Below are 16,373 nucleotides of genomic sequence, written 5' to 3' on the forward strand. Positions count from 1 at the left end.
GGTCCTCTGCTGTGTTGTTTCATTGCTTGTTTGCGCCTGGCTGTCTGCGCACACCGGAACGGGCATTGGCGAGGAACCCCACGATGGCGGCGGTGCCTACCAATACCTGCGCCAGCAGCGACTGCCAGGTGGGATACAGGCCGATCCACTCGATGCGCGGCAACGCGAGCGGTGTTTGAGAGATCCAGCCCGCTTCCTGCAACGCGGCCACGCCTTTACCGATCAGGATGACCGCCATCACCGCGATGAGAATCGAGCTGATCGAAAAGAACCGGCCAATCGGCAGCCGCCTGCTCATGCGCAGCATCCAGTACGCCACCGCAGCCAACACCGCGATTCCCGCCACCAGGCCTGCGAGGATGGCGGTGGACGCCTGATCGCTCCACATCGCGATGTAGAACAAGATCGTCTCAAACACCTCGCGGTACACCGCGACAAAGGCCAGCATGAACAGGAAAACAGCCGAGCGCCGTGTCAGCGCAGTCGTCAGCTTGGCGTGCAGGTACTCCTGCCACCGCCCTGCAAGGCTCTTTTGGTGCATCCAGATGCCTACGCTGAGCAGGACAGCGGCAGCGAACAAGGCCGAGACGCCCTCAGTGACTTCCCGGTTCGCACCGCTGATATCAACAAAGTAAGTGGCCACTGCCCAGGTAGCTGCGCCTGCCAACAACGCGCAGATCCAACCCGCATGCACATACGGCAACACATCAGACCGCTCGGCTTTACGCAAGAACGCCACGATACCAATCACGATCAGCAGCACTTCCAGTCCTTCGCGTACCAAGATGGTAAAGCTGCCTAGAAACGCGGTGCTGGCGCCTATTCGGGTGTCCTGCAGCGCCACGTCCGCGCGATCAAACAGCTGGGCAATTTGCGCTGCCTGCCCGGCAACGTCAGCCGCGGGCGCATGCTGATCCAGCTGCGCGCGGTAGCCTGCCATGGCCGTCTCGATCTCTCGCAGCAATGACGGATTGCGCGTGGCCAGCGTGGGTTCAAGCGGCTCTACACCATCCAGATAGGACGAGAGCGCAAGCTTTTTGGCTTGAGCCAGGTCCTCATCAGCGTAAGCGCGCTGGCTGGCGGCCAGTCGCTGCCGCGCCACCGCAAAGCGATCGGCTCCTGGTACCGCTTCGTTTACTGCCTGTGGCTGCGAACGCAGGTAGGCGATGATCGCGTTTGCCTGATCGGCGGGCATCGTGGTGGCAAGATCGGCCTCTCGCGTGCGTGTCAGCGCTTCGAGCGAGGGAATGTGCGTATGGGCCTCGGCACTGGTGCGCCATAACGCCTCACCTTGAGCCTTGGCTTGCGAGGAGTACCCCAAGCTGCCCACATAGAATGCCAACGCCCAGCGATCACTTTCTGACAGCCCAGAGAAGCTGACCATGCCGGTACCCGGCACACCCTGGGAAATGACCTCGTACAACGACAGCGGCGTTCGCTGCGCGGCGCGAGTGGCATCGGTGAACGCGATCGGCGGCGGACTTAACGCTTGCGCGGCGGGGCCATCACCGTGACCTGTGGGGCCGTGACAGGCCGCGCACTGCTGGCTGTAGATGGTCGCGGCCTGGGAGGTCTTCGGCGCGCTCGCCGGAACAGCGCCGATCGGGTAGCGGGCCAACAGCGTCGTGCCGAGCCCGCGCGCCAACGTTGCCACTTGCGCCGGGTCGGCCTTCTCTGCCACCGCCTGGACCAGGCGGTCGGCCTGGGCCGTCAGCTCCTGCTGGTTCTGGCCACCGGGCAATGCTGCCAGCTGACTGCGCACGGCGCCGGCAAACTCGCTCATTTCGGCGTATTCGTTGGGGGCAATTACGCGACCGGCCTGGACCGCGCCGGGGTAGTCGACCGCGATGTAATCGAGCATCTGCCAGGTTTGGCGCAGGTCTGCTGCGGCAGGCTCCGCCTGAGCAGAAGCGGGCAGAACCCAGCCGATCAGCAAGGCAATCAGGCAGTAGCGAATCAAGGCGATGGGCAGTGGCATGGTCGTCACATGCAGCGCCGCGGCCGGAGTGGCGGCGGATACGGGTTCAGCGTAAAGTCCGTAGCTACTACGGAGTCAAGCGTACTACGAATGAAAATCAGTGAGGCTGCCGACGCCAGCGGATGCCACTTGGAGACGATTCGCTATTACGAGCGGATCGGGTTGCTGCCGCGCCCGGGGCGCACGGGCAACGGCTACCGGGTCTATGGCCCGGCCGACATCGAGCGGCTGCGCTTCATTGCGCGTGGCCGGGACCTGGGCTTCAGCCTGGAGGAGGTCCGCAGCCTGCTGCAGCTGGCCGGCGATGAGGAGCTTTCGTGCGGGGACGTGGACCGGTTGGCCCGCAGCCATCTGGCCGACGTGCGCGCCCGCATGGCCGACCTGCAGCGCATGGCCAGCGAGCTGGAACGGGTGATTGCCAGTTGCCATGGCGGGCAGCGGGCGGAATGCACCATCCTGTCGACGCTGCGCCAGACGACCTCGGTGGAGGCCACGCGCCAGTGACCGAACTGGACCGCTACCTCGATGCGGCCACGCGCCAGAACACGGTGCGCAGCTATGCGTCGGCGCTGCGGCACTTCGAGGTTGAATGGCAAGGCCACCTCCCAGCGACACCTGACAGCGTGGCCCGGTACCTGGCCGCTTATGCGCAGACCTTGGCGACCAGCACCCTCCGCCAACGTCTGGCGGCCATCGCCTCTTGGCACCGCGACCACGGCTTTGTCGACCCGACCCGATCGCCGCTGGTGCGCAAGGTGCTCAAAGGCATCCAGACCCTGCACCCGGGCCAGGTCAAGCAAGCCGCGCCGCTCCAGATTCGGCGGCTGGTCGAGCTCGATGACTGGCTGGCCGCGGCGATCGCTGCGGCACATGCCCGGGGCGATGGGCCGGCGGCGCTGCGCCATCAACGAGACCGAGCGCTGGTGCTGCTCGGGTTCTGGCGGGGATTCCGTGGCGATGAACTGCTGCGTCTGGACGTGGCCCATCTCACGCTGGTGCCGGGACAGGGGATGACCTGCTTCTTGCCACGCAGCAAGGGTGATCGCCAGGCAGCCGGCGTCACCTACAAGGTGCCGGCGCTGTCGCGGTTATGTCCGGTGGAGGCGACCCAGGCGTGGCTGCAGGCGGCCGACCTGCAAGAAGGGCCGGTGTTTCGGGCAGTCAACCAATGGGGCCAGGTGAGCGCCGAAGGCCTGCATCCCAACAGCTTGGTGCGCCTGCTGCGCGAGTTGCTGACCAGTGCCGGCTTTGCCGATGCGGGGCTCCACAGCAGCCATTCGTTGCGCCGCGGCTTTGCCAGCTGGGCCAACGACCAAGGCTGGGACATGAAGGCCTTGATGGAGTACGTGGGCTGGCGCGATGTGCAGTCGGCCATGCGTTACCTGGACGGGCGTGACCCGTTTGCCCGGGACCGCATTGAAGCAAGCCTGCCCAGTCCAACCGTGCCGGTACCGGCGATGGCACTGCCGGCGCCGGAGGGCAAATCGGCCCTGCAGCTGCGCCTGCGCATGGTGCTGACCCCGTTTGCCCGCACGGGCCGCGGCGCGGCCAAGGCCCGAGGCCGAATTGAAGAGATCTGCTTGGCCCCGTTCCAGGCTGTGCGCCTGAACACCGCCAGCAGCGAGTACCAGTTGACTGCTCCCACCGATCCCGAAAGGGATCTGGATGAAATCCTGGCCACGTTGCTCGATGACATGCACCGCATGGCCGATACGCACCAGTGCTTCCTGGAAGCGTCGCTCAGTACAGACGACGGCCGGCACTGGGACTGATCTCCCTCACACCCTCCGGATCCAATGGCTACCCTTCACGAGACCGCCTACCCGCGACTGAAGCCTGATCCCACCGCCAAGGAACTGGAGGAGATCTATACCCCGACCGCCGCTGAGATTGCATTCGCCAAGCAGCTGACCACCCAGCCGGGTCCGCAGCTGGCGGTACTGATTCATCTCAAGCTCTTCCAACGCTTGGGCTACTTCACGCTGTTGGCCGACGTACCCGAGCGGATCCGGAAGCACATCGCCAAGGCCGCCCGACTCGGGCGCGTATTGGACACCGACCAGCTCGAACGCTACGACGCTTCCGGCAGCCAGCGCCGGCATATGCCGCAGCTTCGGCAATTCATCGGGGTACGTCCCCTGGATAAATCGGGCTTGGCTTGGCTGGACACAGTGGCCACCGGAGCAGCCCAGACCAAGCACACCATCCCGGACATCGTGAACGTCCTGCTCGAAGAGCTGGTGCACCATCGCTACGAACTGCCCGGTTTCCGCACTCTGGAGCTGGCCGCCATCGGCGCCCGTGAGCGGGTCAATCTGGGCTACTACCGCAGCATCAGCCACGCGCTGACGCCTGCCACGCGCACGCTCATCGACGAACTGCTGCGCGCACCGGAAGGGTCCAGGTTCACCGGCTGGCAATCACTCAAGCGCGAGCCCGGCCGGCCCACCAACAAGGAAGTTCGGTTCTACCTGCAGCACATCCGCATGCTGCAGCAGTTGGCCGACCAGCTGCCTCCCATCGATGTGCCGGTGCCCAAGCTCAAGCAGTTCCGTGCAATGGCTCGGGCCTATGACGCCAGCGAGCTGGCCGAACTGGCTCCGGACAAGCGCTATGCGCTGGCCACCATCTTCATTCGCGCCCAGCATGCCAAGACACTGGATGATGCAGCCGAGTTGTTCATCAAGCAGGTGCGCGGGCTGGAGAACACGGCCCAGCAGAAATTGCTGGCCTACCAGCTCGAACATGCCAAACGGGCCGACTTCCTCATCGGCCAGCTCAAGGAAATCCTGCAGGCCTATCAGCTAGACGGCAGCGATAGTCAGCGCGTGGATGCCATCGACAACAGCCTGGAAGCGGAAGTGTCGACCTTGCTGGCCGAATGCGAAGAACATATGGCCTACGCCGGGAAGAACTACCTGCCTTTCATGCTGCAGCCCTATGGCGCGGTCAGGCCGCTGCTGTTCAATGGGCTGGAGCTGATGAAACTTCGGGCGACCAGCCACGACGCCGGCATGGAGCCGCTGATCGCAGCGGTGCTCTCGCTGCGCAACCAGCGCCGTGAGCTGATCGAGGTCGCCTCCCTCGGTTTGGACCCGGAAAAGGACTTTGACTGGATGTCCAAGCTCTGGTGTCAGCACGTGTTCGGCAAGCGGGCCAGTGCAGCCGGCGCCGGCTGGATGCACCGTAAGTACTTCGAGCTGGCCGTGCTGGTGCAGGTCAAGGACGAACTGAAGTCCGGAGATCTCTTCATTCCCAGCAGCGAACGGTTTGATGACTACCGTGAGCAGCTGGTCGATGAAGCCACCTTGGCCCAGGAACTGGAAGCCTACGGCCAGGTGTCAGGCCTGCCCACCGACGCCGAGTCTTTCGTGGCGGGATTACGTGCACAACTGACCTCCCTGGCCGATGAGGTCGACGCGCGTTTCCCGGAGAACGTACATGCGGACATCCTGGATGGGCGCCTGGTGCTGCGGAAGGGGCAACGCGCCGAAGTCTCCAGCGCGATTACCACGGTGGATCGCCTCATCGCCGAACGGCTTCCAGAATCCAGCATCGTCGATGTCCTGATCGATGCCAGCCAATGGCTGGATCTGCACCGTTTCTTCCGCCCGATCGCCGGCACCGAGAGCCAGGTCGAAGATCTGCCCCGACGTGTGATCACCACGCTATTCTGCTATGGCTGCAACCTGGGGCCGACGCAGACGGCGCGGTCGATCAAGGGCTTCAGCCGGCGCCAAGTCGCTTGGCTCAACCTGAAATACGTGACCGAGGATGTGCTTGAGAAGGCCATCGTGGAGGTCATCAATACCTACAACAAATTCGACCTGCCTGGCTATTGGGGCAGCGGCAAGAGCGCATCAGCTGATGGCACGAAGTGGAGCGTCTACGAGGACAACCTGCTGTCGGAGTATCACATCCGCTACGGCGGCTACGGTGGCATCGGCTACTACCACGTGTCCGACAAATACGTAGCGCTGTTCAGCCACTTCATTCCCTGTGGCGTGCACGAGGGCATCTACATCCTCGACGGTCTGTTGGCCAACACTTCCGACATCCAGCCTGAGATCGTCCATGGCGACACGCAGGCCCAAAGCTATCCGGTCTTCGGCCTGGCCCACATGCTGGGCATCCAGCTGATGCCCCGGATCCGGAACATCAAGGACCTGACATTCTTTCGGCCCGAACCGGGTAGGGCTTATAAGAACATCCAGGCACTGTTCGGGGACAGCATCGACTGGCAACTGATCGCCACCCATCTCCACGACATGCTGCGGGTGGTGATCTCAATCCGATTGGGCAAGATCACCGCGTCCTCGATCCTGCGCCGGCTGGGCACCTACAGCCGGAAGAACAAGCTGTACTTCGCCTTCCGGGAACTTGGCAAGGCCGTTCGAACGCTGTTCTTGCTGCGCTACATTGATGACAATGAGATCCGCAAAACGATCCATGCTGCCACCAACAAGAGCGAGGAATACAACGGCTTCGTGAAATGGGTGTTCTTTGGCAGCCAGGGGATCATTGCTGAGAACGTCCAACACGAGCAGCGCAAGATCATCAAGTACAGCCAGCTGGTGGCCAACATGATCATCCTCGACAACGTGGAAGGCATGAGCCGGACCTTGGCCGAGATGAGGAAGGAGGGGATTGAACTGACGCCCGAGATCCTGGCCGGCCTGTCGCCTTATCGGACCAGCCACATCAATCGCTTCGGCGACTACCACCTGGATCTTGAAAGGGAAGTGGCGCCGCTGAGCTACACAGCCAAGGTGCTTGAACAGACCCCATAGATGGGGAGAACCTGATCGAGAGACGAGCAATCAACTTTGAAATTCAGTCGCTTAGGCAGCTTTTGGCCCTGTACGTAATGATTCCCTGCCGACCTTCGTTCCGGAGCGGCTGGCCACTTCCGCCGCAGAAGCGGTGCGAGACATCCTGCAGGAGGCCGAAGCGCCTAACACCATTCGCAGCTACGCCGGCGCCCTGCGCTATTGGGCGGGCTGGTTCGAAGGGCGCTATGGCAGGCCCATCGCCCTACCCGTCCCCCCGGCGGCAGTGGTTCAGTTCATCGTGGATCACATGGGGCGCTCAGGCGATTTGGGGCTTCGTTGGGATCTGCCTGCAGACTTGGATAGCGCCTTGGTGCATGCGGGCCTGAAGAAGAAGCCTGGGCCGCTGGCGTTCTCCAGCCTGGTCCACCGGGTGGCGGTCTTGTCGGCGGCCCACAAGCAGGCCCGCCAAGACAACCCTTGCGAGGATCGCGCCGTGAGGACCCTACTGTCCAAGGGGCGCAGGGCTTCTCACAAACGAGGCGAGCGCCCGGCCAAGAAGACCGCGCTGTCAGCCGCAGATCTGCGCGCAATGGCGGCCACCTGCGACACCTCGCTCAAGGGGAAGCGCGATCGCGCCCTGCTCTACTTTGCCTTTGCTAGCGGCGGGCGCCGCCGCAGCGAAGTCGCCGAGGCGACGGTGAATCACCTCACCCGACTGCCCGAAGGCGGCTACACCTATCGCTTGGATCACGGAAAAACCTTGCAGTCCGGGCCAGTGGTTGGCAGCAGCCCCGACAAGCCCATCCTGGGAGAGGCAGCCACCGCACTGCAGGACTGGCTGGACGTGGCCGAGATTACCGACGGCCCCCTGTTCCGGCGCGTCTGGCCACGGTCATTGGGCGGCGCGCTCAGCGGCAAGGCGGTCGCCGCCATCGTTAAGGACCGGGCGCGGTTGGCCGGTCTGGACGGGGACTTTGCCGGCCACAGCCTGCGCTCGGGCTTTGTTACCGAAGGTGCGCGGCGTGGGGTGGCCCTGCCGGCGCTGATGGCGATGACCGATCACCGCTCCGTGGCCAGCGTGATCGGATATTTCCAGCAGGGCGGCGTCGGCAGCAACCCCGCCGCGCGCCTGATGGATGAGGACTGAGCCTCCGGCCCGAGCGGCCAGCAGTGCGCGTTGAATGTGCCCCGCTCGGGCCCTATCCTGCACAAGACGCGCACCATCCACGGCAGGAATCAGGGGGCAGCATGAAGCTAGTCAAGGCACGGATCCGAAACTTCCGTTCTGCAGAGGATTCCGGAACGTTCGATGTCGGAGAGCTGACCTGCTTGGTCGGTAAGAACGAGGCGGGCAAGACTGCAATTCTGACGGCGTTGTTTGGTACCCGTCCCATCGCCGACCAGTTTGCTTACGACACGGTGCGCGATTACCCCCGCCGCTTCCTCACGCGGTATGAGGAACGCCACGACGACGAACCCGCACCGGTTGCCACCCTGACCTGGGAGCTCAGCCACGAAGACCAAAAGGCGGTCGCCGACGTCCTGGGTGCCGGCGCGTTAAGTAGTACGACCGTTGACGTAACGACAGATTACAGTGGCCACAGCACTTGGAGCATTCACGTCGATCCCAACGTGGTGCGCGCGTTTCTGCTCGACCAGCACGGTGTGGCAGGCGAAGAGCGGGAGAAGTTTTCCAAGATATTGCTGGATCGACTCGTGGTCGAGATAGATGCGCACCCCGAGCCGTCTGACCAATTGCAGGCGGTCAAGCGGTCCATCAGCGGCTTCCGCAAGGGGAAACCAGTGCTGGCGGCCATCGATATCCTGCAGAAAAGGATGCCGGCGTTCTTCTATACCTCTCACTTTGATCGCATGTCCGGGGAGATATCGCTGGACAAGCTGTCTCGTGACACCCAAAGCGGCGCGACGATCTCCCCGGGTGACCAGATTTTCCTCGACTTCCTCGAGTACGCCGGGACGTCGGTCAGCGAATTGCAGTCCAGCACACGCCTGGAAGAGCTCAACGCACGTTGCCAAGCCGCCTCCAATGAAATTACCGATGAGATCTTCGAGTTTTGGAGTCAGAACGACGCGCTCAGTGTAGAGATAGCGCTTGCCCAAGGCCTCTCCGAGGATCCCGCCCCCTTCAATAGCGGGACTGTTGCCAAAATCCGCATTCGGAATGACAACCACAAGGTTTCGGTGCCCCTGTCTGAGCGCAGCGCCGGATTCGTCTGGTTCTTCTCCTTCCTGTCGCAGTTCAAGCAGATGCGAAAGAGGAACCCCGGTGCGATCATCCTTCTGGATGAGCCTGGATTGACGCTACATGGAAAGGCGCAAGCTGATCTGCTCCGCTACATCATTGAGCGTCTACTCCCCGACCACCAGGTCATCTACAGCACCCACTCGCCCTTTATGGTGCCGGCCGATCGTCTTGCGGACGTTCGCGTCGTCGAGGACGTTGTCACCTACGACCAGCGTCGCCGCCCCACCGTTAAGGGCACACAGGTCTCCGCGGACGTCCTGAGCGTCGATCAGGACACGCTGTTCCCCCTTCAGGCCCATCTCGGTTACGAGGTTACCCAAAGCCTGTTTGTGGGAGCGCATACCCTGTTGGTCGAAGGACCTTCGGATGTGCTCTATCTTCAGGCGGCATCGCACGCGCTCAAGCAACGCAAGCGCCAAGGCTTGGACAGCCGGTGGGTGATCTGCCCCACAGGCGGCATAGACAAAGTGCAATCGTTCGCCTCGCTCTTCTCTGGCAAGGGCATCCACATGGTCGCCTTGTGTGACTACGGCAATGGCGATAAAGGCAAGGTGCAGCGGCTGAGGGAGTCTCAGATCATGAAGACTTCCGGCGTCTTGGTAGCCACGGATTTCACCGGAAAGGCGGAGAGCGACATTGAGGACTTCTTCGCACCCGCCGTCTTCGCCGACATCCTCAACGGTGCCTACGGTCTGAAGGGAAAAGGGCAAATTTCCGCCCGGCAGTTCAGCCAAGACGGTGCCCTGACGCGCCAGGTCAAACAGGCCGAAGCACTGTTTAATGTCATGGGGGCTTCCGTTCCGCCCCTGGATCATTTCACTCCCGCCAACTGGCTCATCCAGAATCAGCACGTGCTGGCCGCGGAAACTACGGCCATCAATGAAACGCTGGAGCGCTTTGAGAAGGCCTTCGCTGAGATCAATGCGGCGCTAGGGGCCGGTGCGTAGATGAACCTCTGCCAGAGCTCCGCAATGGCAGCGGGTTCCTCTCCCGGCGCGCACTCATCGGAGGGCAGGACTCGGCTGCCTGACTCCCGCGCCATGAAATCGGCCTCTAACAGTGCGCCCTTTCCCTGCCATGCTGGCCCTGCGAATGCCGGGTCCGCAGAGGGCGCTTTAGACGCGCCAAGCCCAGTCTGATCCGTGAATGCGGCGACCACCCTGCCGGTTCCAGCGGAACGCCTCCCACATCAGAGTCGGCGGCGTTCCACCGTACTTCAACTCATCAGCCAACCGGATGAACACCTCATCGGTAATCCAGGTTGACGGGGCAAGGTCCAGGTCCGTGAGCTTGGCCGCATGATTGGCCGCGCGTCCAACCCAGACGATGTCGTTGCCGCCTCGAATACCCGTGCGAGCAGCTCGGATTGGGCTGCTGTCGATTCCGACGACATGCCTCACGGTACCTGTCCAGTCGGGGTACTGCTGTTTCAACGCTGGCATGACGATCATCTTGACCGCATAGTTGATTTTCAACCCGGCCTTAGCCGCCGGCGTGGCTTGCCGGTCACCCACCCAGATGCCCATGACACGATCTCCGTCGTAGGAGGTGATCTTGCCGCCCTCTTTCCTGATGATCGTCGCTGCACAGTGCAGGAACGCTTTGTAGATCTCTGCACTCAACTGCCAGGCTTCGGTGTCGACCATATTCGTTGAGCCGTTCAGGTCCGCGTACAAAACAGTGGCACGATCAAACTCCACTGCGTCATTGCCCAATCGCAGATCTTCTGGATCGGGTACAACTTGACCTCTCCGTGTAGACCATCGGGTTTGTGCTATCGCCTGCACGGCGGCCGTCATCTCTTCCAGCAGTGCCACCGTCAGTCCCTCGGCCCAGCTTCGAGAATGCGGGAGCGAATTTGTTCGCATGCCGGTGCAATCAAAGCCCGGGCGTCCGGGCCAGGGGTGTATCGGTAGGGGACGGTCGTGAGCCCCGTGAGATCACTGGGAAGCTTCAGCTTGTCTTCGCGCGGCTCCATCAAGAAGGCGCGCCGACGCCCCAGGAATCCAATGAACATACCCAGTTCAAAGACGACGTTGTCGCGCATGACAGGCCACTCGTCACCGCGGCTGATGACCATGTCATCCGCGTGGGCCACGGCAATGGCAAAGTCTGCCTGTTCCAGCTGGCGCTCGAGCTCGTCAAGTGTGTAGTTGGCGGCGCGGAACACCCCGTGGTCCCATACCACCGTCAGGAACGGGTCGTGCTCGAAGTGCTGTACCAGCAACCGCGTGACAGGGAGCGCCTCCACCGACGACATCACAAAGACCCGGACCTGTCCGCGAGGTTGGGTAATCATGTGATTGCGCTCTTTTAGACGGCGCGAAAGGGTCGCGGCCAGCCGCCGCCAGATGACGGGGTGTGAATCCGCAATCCTGCTGAAATCGATTTCCGGCACCTTTAGCACTACGGTCGGCTCGCGTGCAGTAACAGTTGCCGCCCGCAGTTGCGCCGGTTCGATGGCTGCCATTTCGCCGACGTGGTCCCCAGCCCTTCGGGTATTAACCACTTTGCCGTTGACCAGCACGTCCACGGAGCCGGAGACAATGAAGAAAACGTCGGTCTCTGGGGCGTCCTGAGTGATAAAGGCCTGCCCTGTCCCCACGTCGAGCAATTCCCCGGCCTGTGCCAGCTGGGCTGCGGCCGCGTCCAAGCCGGCCAGCAGGCGGAACTCAGCCAAGGCGGCGATCAGTCGCCTGCCATCATCCGCCGCGAGGCGCTCGACGATCCCAGTCCCCATACTGCCCCCTTGAAAGTGTGAACTGGGTCACAATATACGCCCAAAGGAGCTGGAATGAATCCGGCTGCCAGCCACGCCGTAGGCGACGCGACCCGCCCGGCCTGGCCTCCTCTTGGGCGCAGGGAGTAGCACGATGGGACACAGCTGGAAAAAAGATCGCACCAAGAAGCGCATTGCCACCCGTTACGCCGAAGTCCGCGACGTGGACATCCGCGATTACAAGCGGGAAACCTCGCTGGTGGATATTCCAGTCAATCGCGCCTATCGCGTCCAAGGGGCGCATGTCTACATCGACATCGTCAATCTGGCGGACATGCTTAGCTGCACTGACATCGCAGGCGAAACCTGCCACAAGCGGGCCCTTCGATTCCTGAATCAGCACTACCGCGCCGTCCATCGCATCCTCGTTGAAAGTGATGCCATCCGTGTGGACTTTCACAACCAGCGGCTGCATGCGGTTGTGACCAAGCCGTACGGCGATGCCAACGAACGCGCCCGGATCGAGCGCGCGGTTGCGATCGCCCAGCTCGCCATCGATGTGCTGGCTGAAACGGGCGACTCGGACGCGCACATCCCCAATGCCCAGGTTCGTGTCGGCATTGACAGCGGGATGGCGTTGGCCGTCAACAATGGTCGTCGCGCCAGCCGAGAACCTCTTTTCTTAGGCTCCCCAGCCAATCAGGCGGCCAAGTGTGCCGGGCATGGAGGGGCTGAAGGCATCTACCTGACGCACGGCGCACGTGCCGTGCTTGAACTGCCTACCTTGACCGGCAACAAGGACCGCACCACTTCGCTGACCGATGCTCAGATTTCCGCATGCGTCGAGGCCGCTGCACTCGGCATTTCCAAGTCGCGCATCATCGAACTCTGGAAAGATGAACAGGCCGAGCTCCCTATCGGCGAATTCAAGTTCAGTCGACCGACGCCTCCGCTTTCTGATCTGGACTTCTCCCTGCTCAGCGCGGCGAACTCAAGGCGATTTGATGGCGTTTCGATCTATGCCGACATTGACGGATTCACCGACTTCGTGGACAAGCACTTAGAGGAGGATCCCGAACATCTGGTTCGAACACTGCACGTATTGCGCTCTGAGCTGGATGCGGTCGTACACGAGGATTTTGGAGGGCGTCGTGTCCGTTTTATTGGCGACTGCCTTCATGGGGTGCTGCTGGAGGGCACGTCACAGACGACAGATGCGCAGGACACGGTCAGCACCGCTGCCCAGTGCGCGGGTGCATTGCGCAGCAGTTTCTCCACTGCCCTGGAGCAACTGAGCGCCGAAGGCGCGGAAGTGGCAGAGCTGGGATTGGCCATTGGCTTCGAACTTGGCCCCCTTGCCATTTCCCGCCTGGGCATGAAGGGGAGCCTTCTGCGGTGTGCCACGGGGCGAGCGGTGTTGGAATCTGAAGCCCAACAACGACTCTGCGACGGTGTGGAGACGGCCATTGGTGAAAATGCCTACAAGGCCGCCAGCGCCGCGATACGGACCGTCTTTACCGACAAGCGAAAGGCGGCGAACCTAGACTATGCCGCAGCGGTGGAGGAACTCGCCGCATCCGGGGACCGCGTGGCGAAGGCAACACTGGAGGCACACTACGCTGAAGTGGCACCCGCAGTGGCTCATGCGCTCGCGCAGCCGATCCGTCCTCATGTGGCCGCGACGTGACGCCAAGGCCTTTGGAGCTGCTGCAGCGCGTGGCACCGGACTACGGTGCCACGTTGATCGTAGACCCTGTCGGGGGGCTGGTTGGGATCACAGTGGTTCGGGCCGGCGGAGCCGAGTACGCATTTAGATTGCTCGTCTCCGTTGCAGGCGAGCACGTCTCAGTGCGCGAGATCGCCGACCCCGGCATGCTGCCGGGGTTCTGTCCCGATCGGCATATCAACGGTGACCGTAGCTTCTGCCTCGGCTGGGGAGAAGACAATCCGAGCCGGATCCAAGACGAAGCAGCAGCGAGGCATTGGTGGGCCACGGTCTACCAGTACCTGACCTACCAGATCGGCGCGAACGCCCGCCGGGTCTTTCCTGGAGCGGAGAACGGCCGCGCGCACGGTCGTGCTGCGCAGCATCAGGCCAATGCTGAGCAGGCAGCCGAACGACTGGGTCCGGCATTCAAGGCAGATGTGCTCGCGGGGCAGTTCATGGTCCGCAAGGATTCGCGCCCTCAGAAGCGGAGGCTCGAGCTCTGGCACGGCAAACTACTCCTTGCTCGGGTGTCGACGCGCACTGAAACCTTGGTCGGGAGACCCCCAGTCTGCCCATGTGGCCGCGATCCTGACGGTGCGATCACTGCATGTGGCGACCACGCTGCGGCCCTGGTCACTTTCATCTTGGAACAGCACCGATGTGCGCTGGCCGACACAGCTTTCCTTGAGGATTGTGCGGCTGCAGGAGCGCGCTGCTGCGGAACGCTGGACATCTGCGGTCTTCGATCTGCCATCAAACGAACACAAACCGTATCCCTCAAGACAGAGAACTCACCCCGTGCAAGAACCTCAAAATTCTGGCGGCCACCCGCCAAATCAAAGCGACCGCGTTAGTGCCGCTTGGCAGCAGCTGAATTTGGTCTTGGGCTTCTTCTCCCGTGTAGACACAAAACTCTCGGTCGGCCTGGGTATCAACCTGGGCATGCTTGCCATGATCGCGACGCGGCTGCCGAAACTTGATGAACTAACGGCCCTGATCTCGGTTGTGGGCGTTTTGTTCCTTACACCGCTTACTGTTAGCTTCTGGCACCTGTGGTACGGATATTTTCCGGAACTGCGAGGCGGGTCAAATTCGCTCATCTTCTTTGAACGGGTGTCGAGCATGGCCGAGCACGAGTTCTTGCAGAAGTGCGCGGAGCGTACGCTGATGGAGTTCGAGGAAGACCTCCTGGGTCAATGTTGGCGCAATTCCAAGATTCTCTCGTCAAAATTCAGCTGTTTGAAGTACGCGTACATTGCCACTGTTCTGGCAATCGCCCCATGGATGGCACTCATCGTTGTGCTGCCTCCGCCGGCAAAGTGACACACAAGTGGCTTCTGCTCATCCAGTTGTTGAGCCGGAGCCCCGGGCAGCGCTGACAGGGCCGGGCCTTCCGGCCCAAGTCGGCCCAAGGTGAGAAACGGTGCTGGCCATTGCCGGAGTTTGGCCATCGGCTATCACACGCACGTCGCAGTTAGCTCCCTTTCGGAAGGGGATGCCAGCCTAGACGTGCAGCAAACTCACGACGATAGACGGTGTCAATCTGGGGCGGGGCTCGCCGGACGTACTCTTCTGCGAGCGTCGCAGTTTGCCCTGAGAGGCTTGCGAGGTAGGCAACTGCTTCTTCCACTGATGGGACGCGTTGATTTTCCCCGTTGAACTTCGGTGGCAGCGCCGTCCATAGCACAGTGGTAATCCCGCGAGCAGCGGCCCAGTCAGCGAGCCCAGGAATACTCGCCGGTGCTGGACAGCCATGTGTCCAGACCCCCAAGTGTCGCTCCATGTTCTTTGAGGGAATGGCTTCCCGCTCACGCAAGGCTCGCTTGGCGTCGCCCTCGTCGTCGGTACCAGCCTCAACCCAGAAGGAGGTGACAGCAGACGCGGCCGCATGCATGACCAACGTAAGCCGTCCATTGCCGGATTGCCTTAAAAACTCTACGCAAACCGTTGGGCCGTCTGCCAGCCACTGTCCACGAACCGGTAGACCGTCGGGTTGCCATACCAGCGACCCCCAACCAAGATAGGCAATCATCTTGAGCCTCTACTCGACTGCGACAGCCGTGCCGCCCACCACAAGCGGCTCATTTCGTAATCGGTCGAGCCTTTAGTCTCTGCGCTCACCATCCTGGATGCCTCCTCGTCTCAACAAGACTCTGTATTGATAGCGCTACCGCGCCATCTGCCGCGATGTTGCGCTGCAGGGTCCGACGCCGGGCGAGAAGAAGCGCGAAGACGGAGCATGCTGCTGATTGCGGACTACCCGCAAGAGCGGGTGACGCATGCCTGGGAGATAGTCGAACCCGCTGTCTTCAAGCTCAAGTACGAGGCGGGAGAGAACCTCATGCTGCAGGAGCAAGCGGCGTCGCGACGATGCAATCCGAACACCCCGGCACCCTGTGAAAGGAAGCACGAAATGGCTGAAGTACCAGAACAGCTCTTCGGCAATAAGCTGGATGGGACTATCCTGCCCCACCAGTAGCAGGCAATCGTGCAGTGCACGCCCCAAGGCAAAGCAGTCATGCCGTCTGCCCTGCTCATGGGCGACCCTCAACATCACCACTAGTGCCGCCAGGCTATCCAGAGTGCCCAGCCCGCACAAGCCCTCGGTGATCTCTCGTAACCGACGGTCTCGGCGGACAAACATGCCGGCTCGCAAGCTCGCTCCGCTGAACACTTCCAGTTGCACAGGTGCACTGAGCGACATGAGTATTGATTCTCCACAACCGCCAAGTGCCTCGTGGACATTCAGAGCGGCCCAGACCGGTGAACATAGAACCATGCGGGAGCCGGGATAGCGCGCCTCGGCTGCTGCCTGCGTCGCCTGGGACGGGACGTGTTCCGCATGGGCATATTTCACCCACACATTGGAGTGGCAGCCGGGACGCTCCGGGGATATCGACTGTCCGAGCGCGTATGCGCTGGATAGGCCC

12 protein-coding genes are annotated in these 16,373 nt (G+C 62.1%); 9 read left to right on the forward strand and 3 right to left on the reverse strand.

Annotation, left to right across the window (positions count from 1 at the left end; translation table 11 throughout):
• Positions 1-19 precede the first annotated feature (19 nt).
• Positions 20-1,978 carry an FTR1 family protein gene (locus tag CKW06_RS12375; RefSeq protein WP_024956868.1) on the reverse strand — a complete coding sequence of 653 codons (1,959 nt, stop codon included), beginning with the start codon at positions 1,976-1,978 and terminating at the stop codon, positions 20-22.
• Between the two features lie 90 nt (positions 1,979-2,068).
• On the opposite strand from CKW06_RS12375, the gene CKW06_RS12380 reads away from it, so the two are divergent.
• The 5 genes from CKW06_RS12380 to CKW06_RS12400 all read left to right on the forward strand — a co-directional run bounded on the left by CKW06_RS12380 (position 2,069) and on the right by CKW06_RS12400 (position 9,963).
• Positions 2,069-2,482: a MerR family transcriptional regulator gene (locus CKW06_RS12380; RefSeq protein WP_012480230.1), complete on the forward strand. Its 414-nt coding sequence runs from the start codon at positions 2,069-2,071 to the stop codon at positions 2,480-2,482.
• Positions 2,479-3,750: a site-specific integrase gene (locus CKW06_RS12385; RefSeq protein ID WP_005413373.1), complete on the forward strand. Its 1,272-nt coding sequence runs from the start codon at positions 2,479-2,481 to the stop codon at positions 3,748-3,750. The genes CKW06_RS12380 and CKW06_RS12385 overlap by 4 nt, the downstream gene beginning before the upstream one ends.
• 24 nt (positions 3,751-3,774) lie before the next feature.
• Positions 3,775-6,768: a Tn3 family transposase gene (locus CKW06_RS12390; RefSeq protein WP_024956867.1), complete on the forward strand. Its 2,994-nt coding sequence runs from the start codon at positions 3,775-3,777 to the stop codon at positions 6,766-6,768.
• Between the two features lie 133 nt (positions 6,769-6,901).
• Entirely contained in the window at positions 6,902-7,897 is a 996-nt protein-coding gene (locus CKW06_RS12395) for a site-specific integrase (RefSeq protein WP_024956866.1), read from the forward strand.
• A 101-nt stretch (positions 7,898-7,998) separates the two neighbouring features.
• On the forward strand, positions 7,999-9,963 hold the full coding sequence (locus CKW06_RS12400; protein WP_024956865.1) for an AAA family ATPase: 1,965 nt from the start codon (positions 7,999-8,001) through the stop codon (positions 9,961-9,963).
• 168 nt (positions 9,964-10,131) lie between these two features.
• Here the strand turns inward: CKW06_RS12400 and CKW06_RS12405 are convergent, their stop codons facing one another.
• Positions 10,132-10,833, reverse strand: a complete 702-nt coding sequence (locus tag CKW06_RS12405; protein WP_024956864.1) for an adenylate/guanylate cyclase domain-containing protein — start codon at positions 10,831-10,833, stop codon at positions 10,132-10,134.
• A gap of 2 nt (positions 10,834-10,835) precedes the next feature.
• The gene (locus CKW06_RS12410; RefSeq protein ID WP_095052052.1) at positions 10,836-11,756 is read right to left on the reverse strand and encodes a TIR domain-containing protein; all 921 of its coding nucleotides are present in this window, start codon (positions 11,754-11,756) and stop codon (positions 10,836-10,838) included.
• Between the two features lie 133 nt (positions 11,757-11,889).
• On the opposite strand from CKW06_RS12410, the gene CKW06_RS12415 reads away from it, so the two are divergent.
• From CKW06_RS12415 to CKW06_RS23595, 4 genes are all read left to right on the forward strand, one after another.
• Complete coding sequence (locus CKW06_RS12415; RefSeq protein WP_024956862.1) at positions 11,890-13,422, forward strand: adenylate/guanylate cyclase domain-containing protein; 1,533 nt, start codon at positions 11,890-11,892, stop codon at positions 13,420-13,422.
• A 92-nt stretch (positions 13,423-13,514) separates the two neighbouring features.
• Positions 13,515-14,297: an E2 domain-containing protein gene (locus CKW06_RS24205; RefSeq protein ID WP_369332838.1), complete on the forward strand. Its 783-nt coding sequence runs from the start codon at positions 13,515-13,517 to the stop codon at positions 14,295-14,297.
• Positions 14,242-14,766, forward strand: a complete 525-nt coding sequence (locus CKW06_RS24210) for a Pycsar system effector family protein (RefSeq protein WP_474752781.1) — start codon at positions 14,242-14,244, stop codon at positions 14,764-14,766. The genes CKW06_RS24205 and CKW06_RS24210 overlap by 56 nt, the downstream gene beginning before the upstream one ends.
• 916 nt (positions 14,767-15,682) lie before the next feature.
• The gene (locus tag CKW06_RS23595) at positions 15,683-15,922 is read left to right on the forward strand and encodes a hypothetical protein (protein ID WP_126412177.1); all 240 of its coding nucleotides are present in this window, start codon (positions 15,683-15,685) and stop codon (positions 15,920-15,922) included.
• The last annotated feature ends 451 nt before the right edge of the window (positions 15,923-16,373 follow it).

Origin of the sequence: Stenotrophomonas maltophilia (assembly GCF_900186865.1) — a bacterium.
Taxonomy (GTDB): Bacteria; Pseudomonadota; Gammaproteobacteria; order Xanthomonadales; family Xanthomonadaceae; genus Stenotrophomonas; species Stenotrophomonas maltophilia.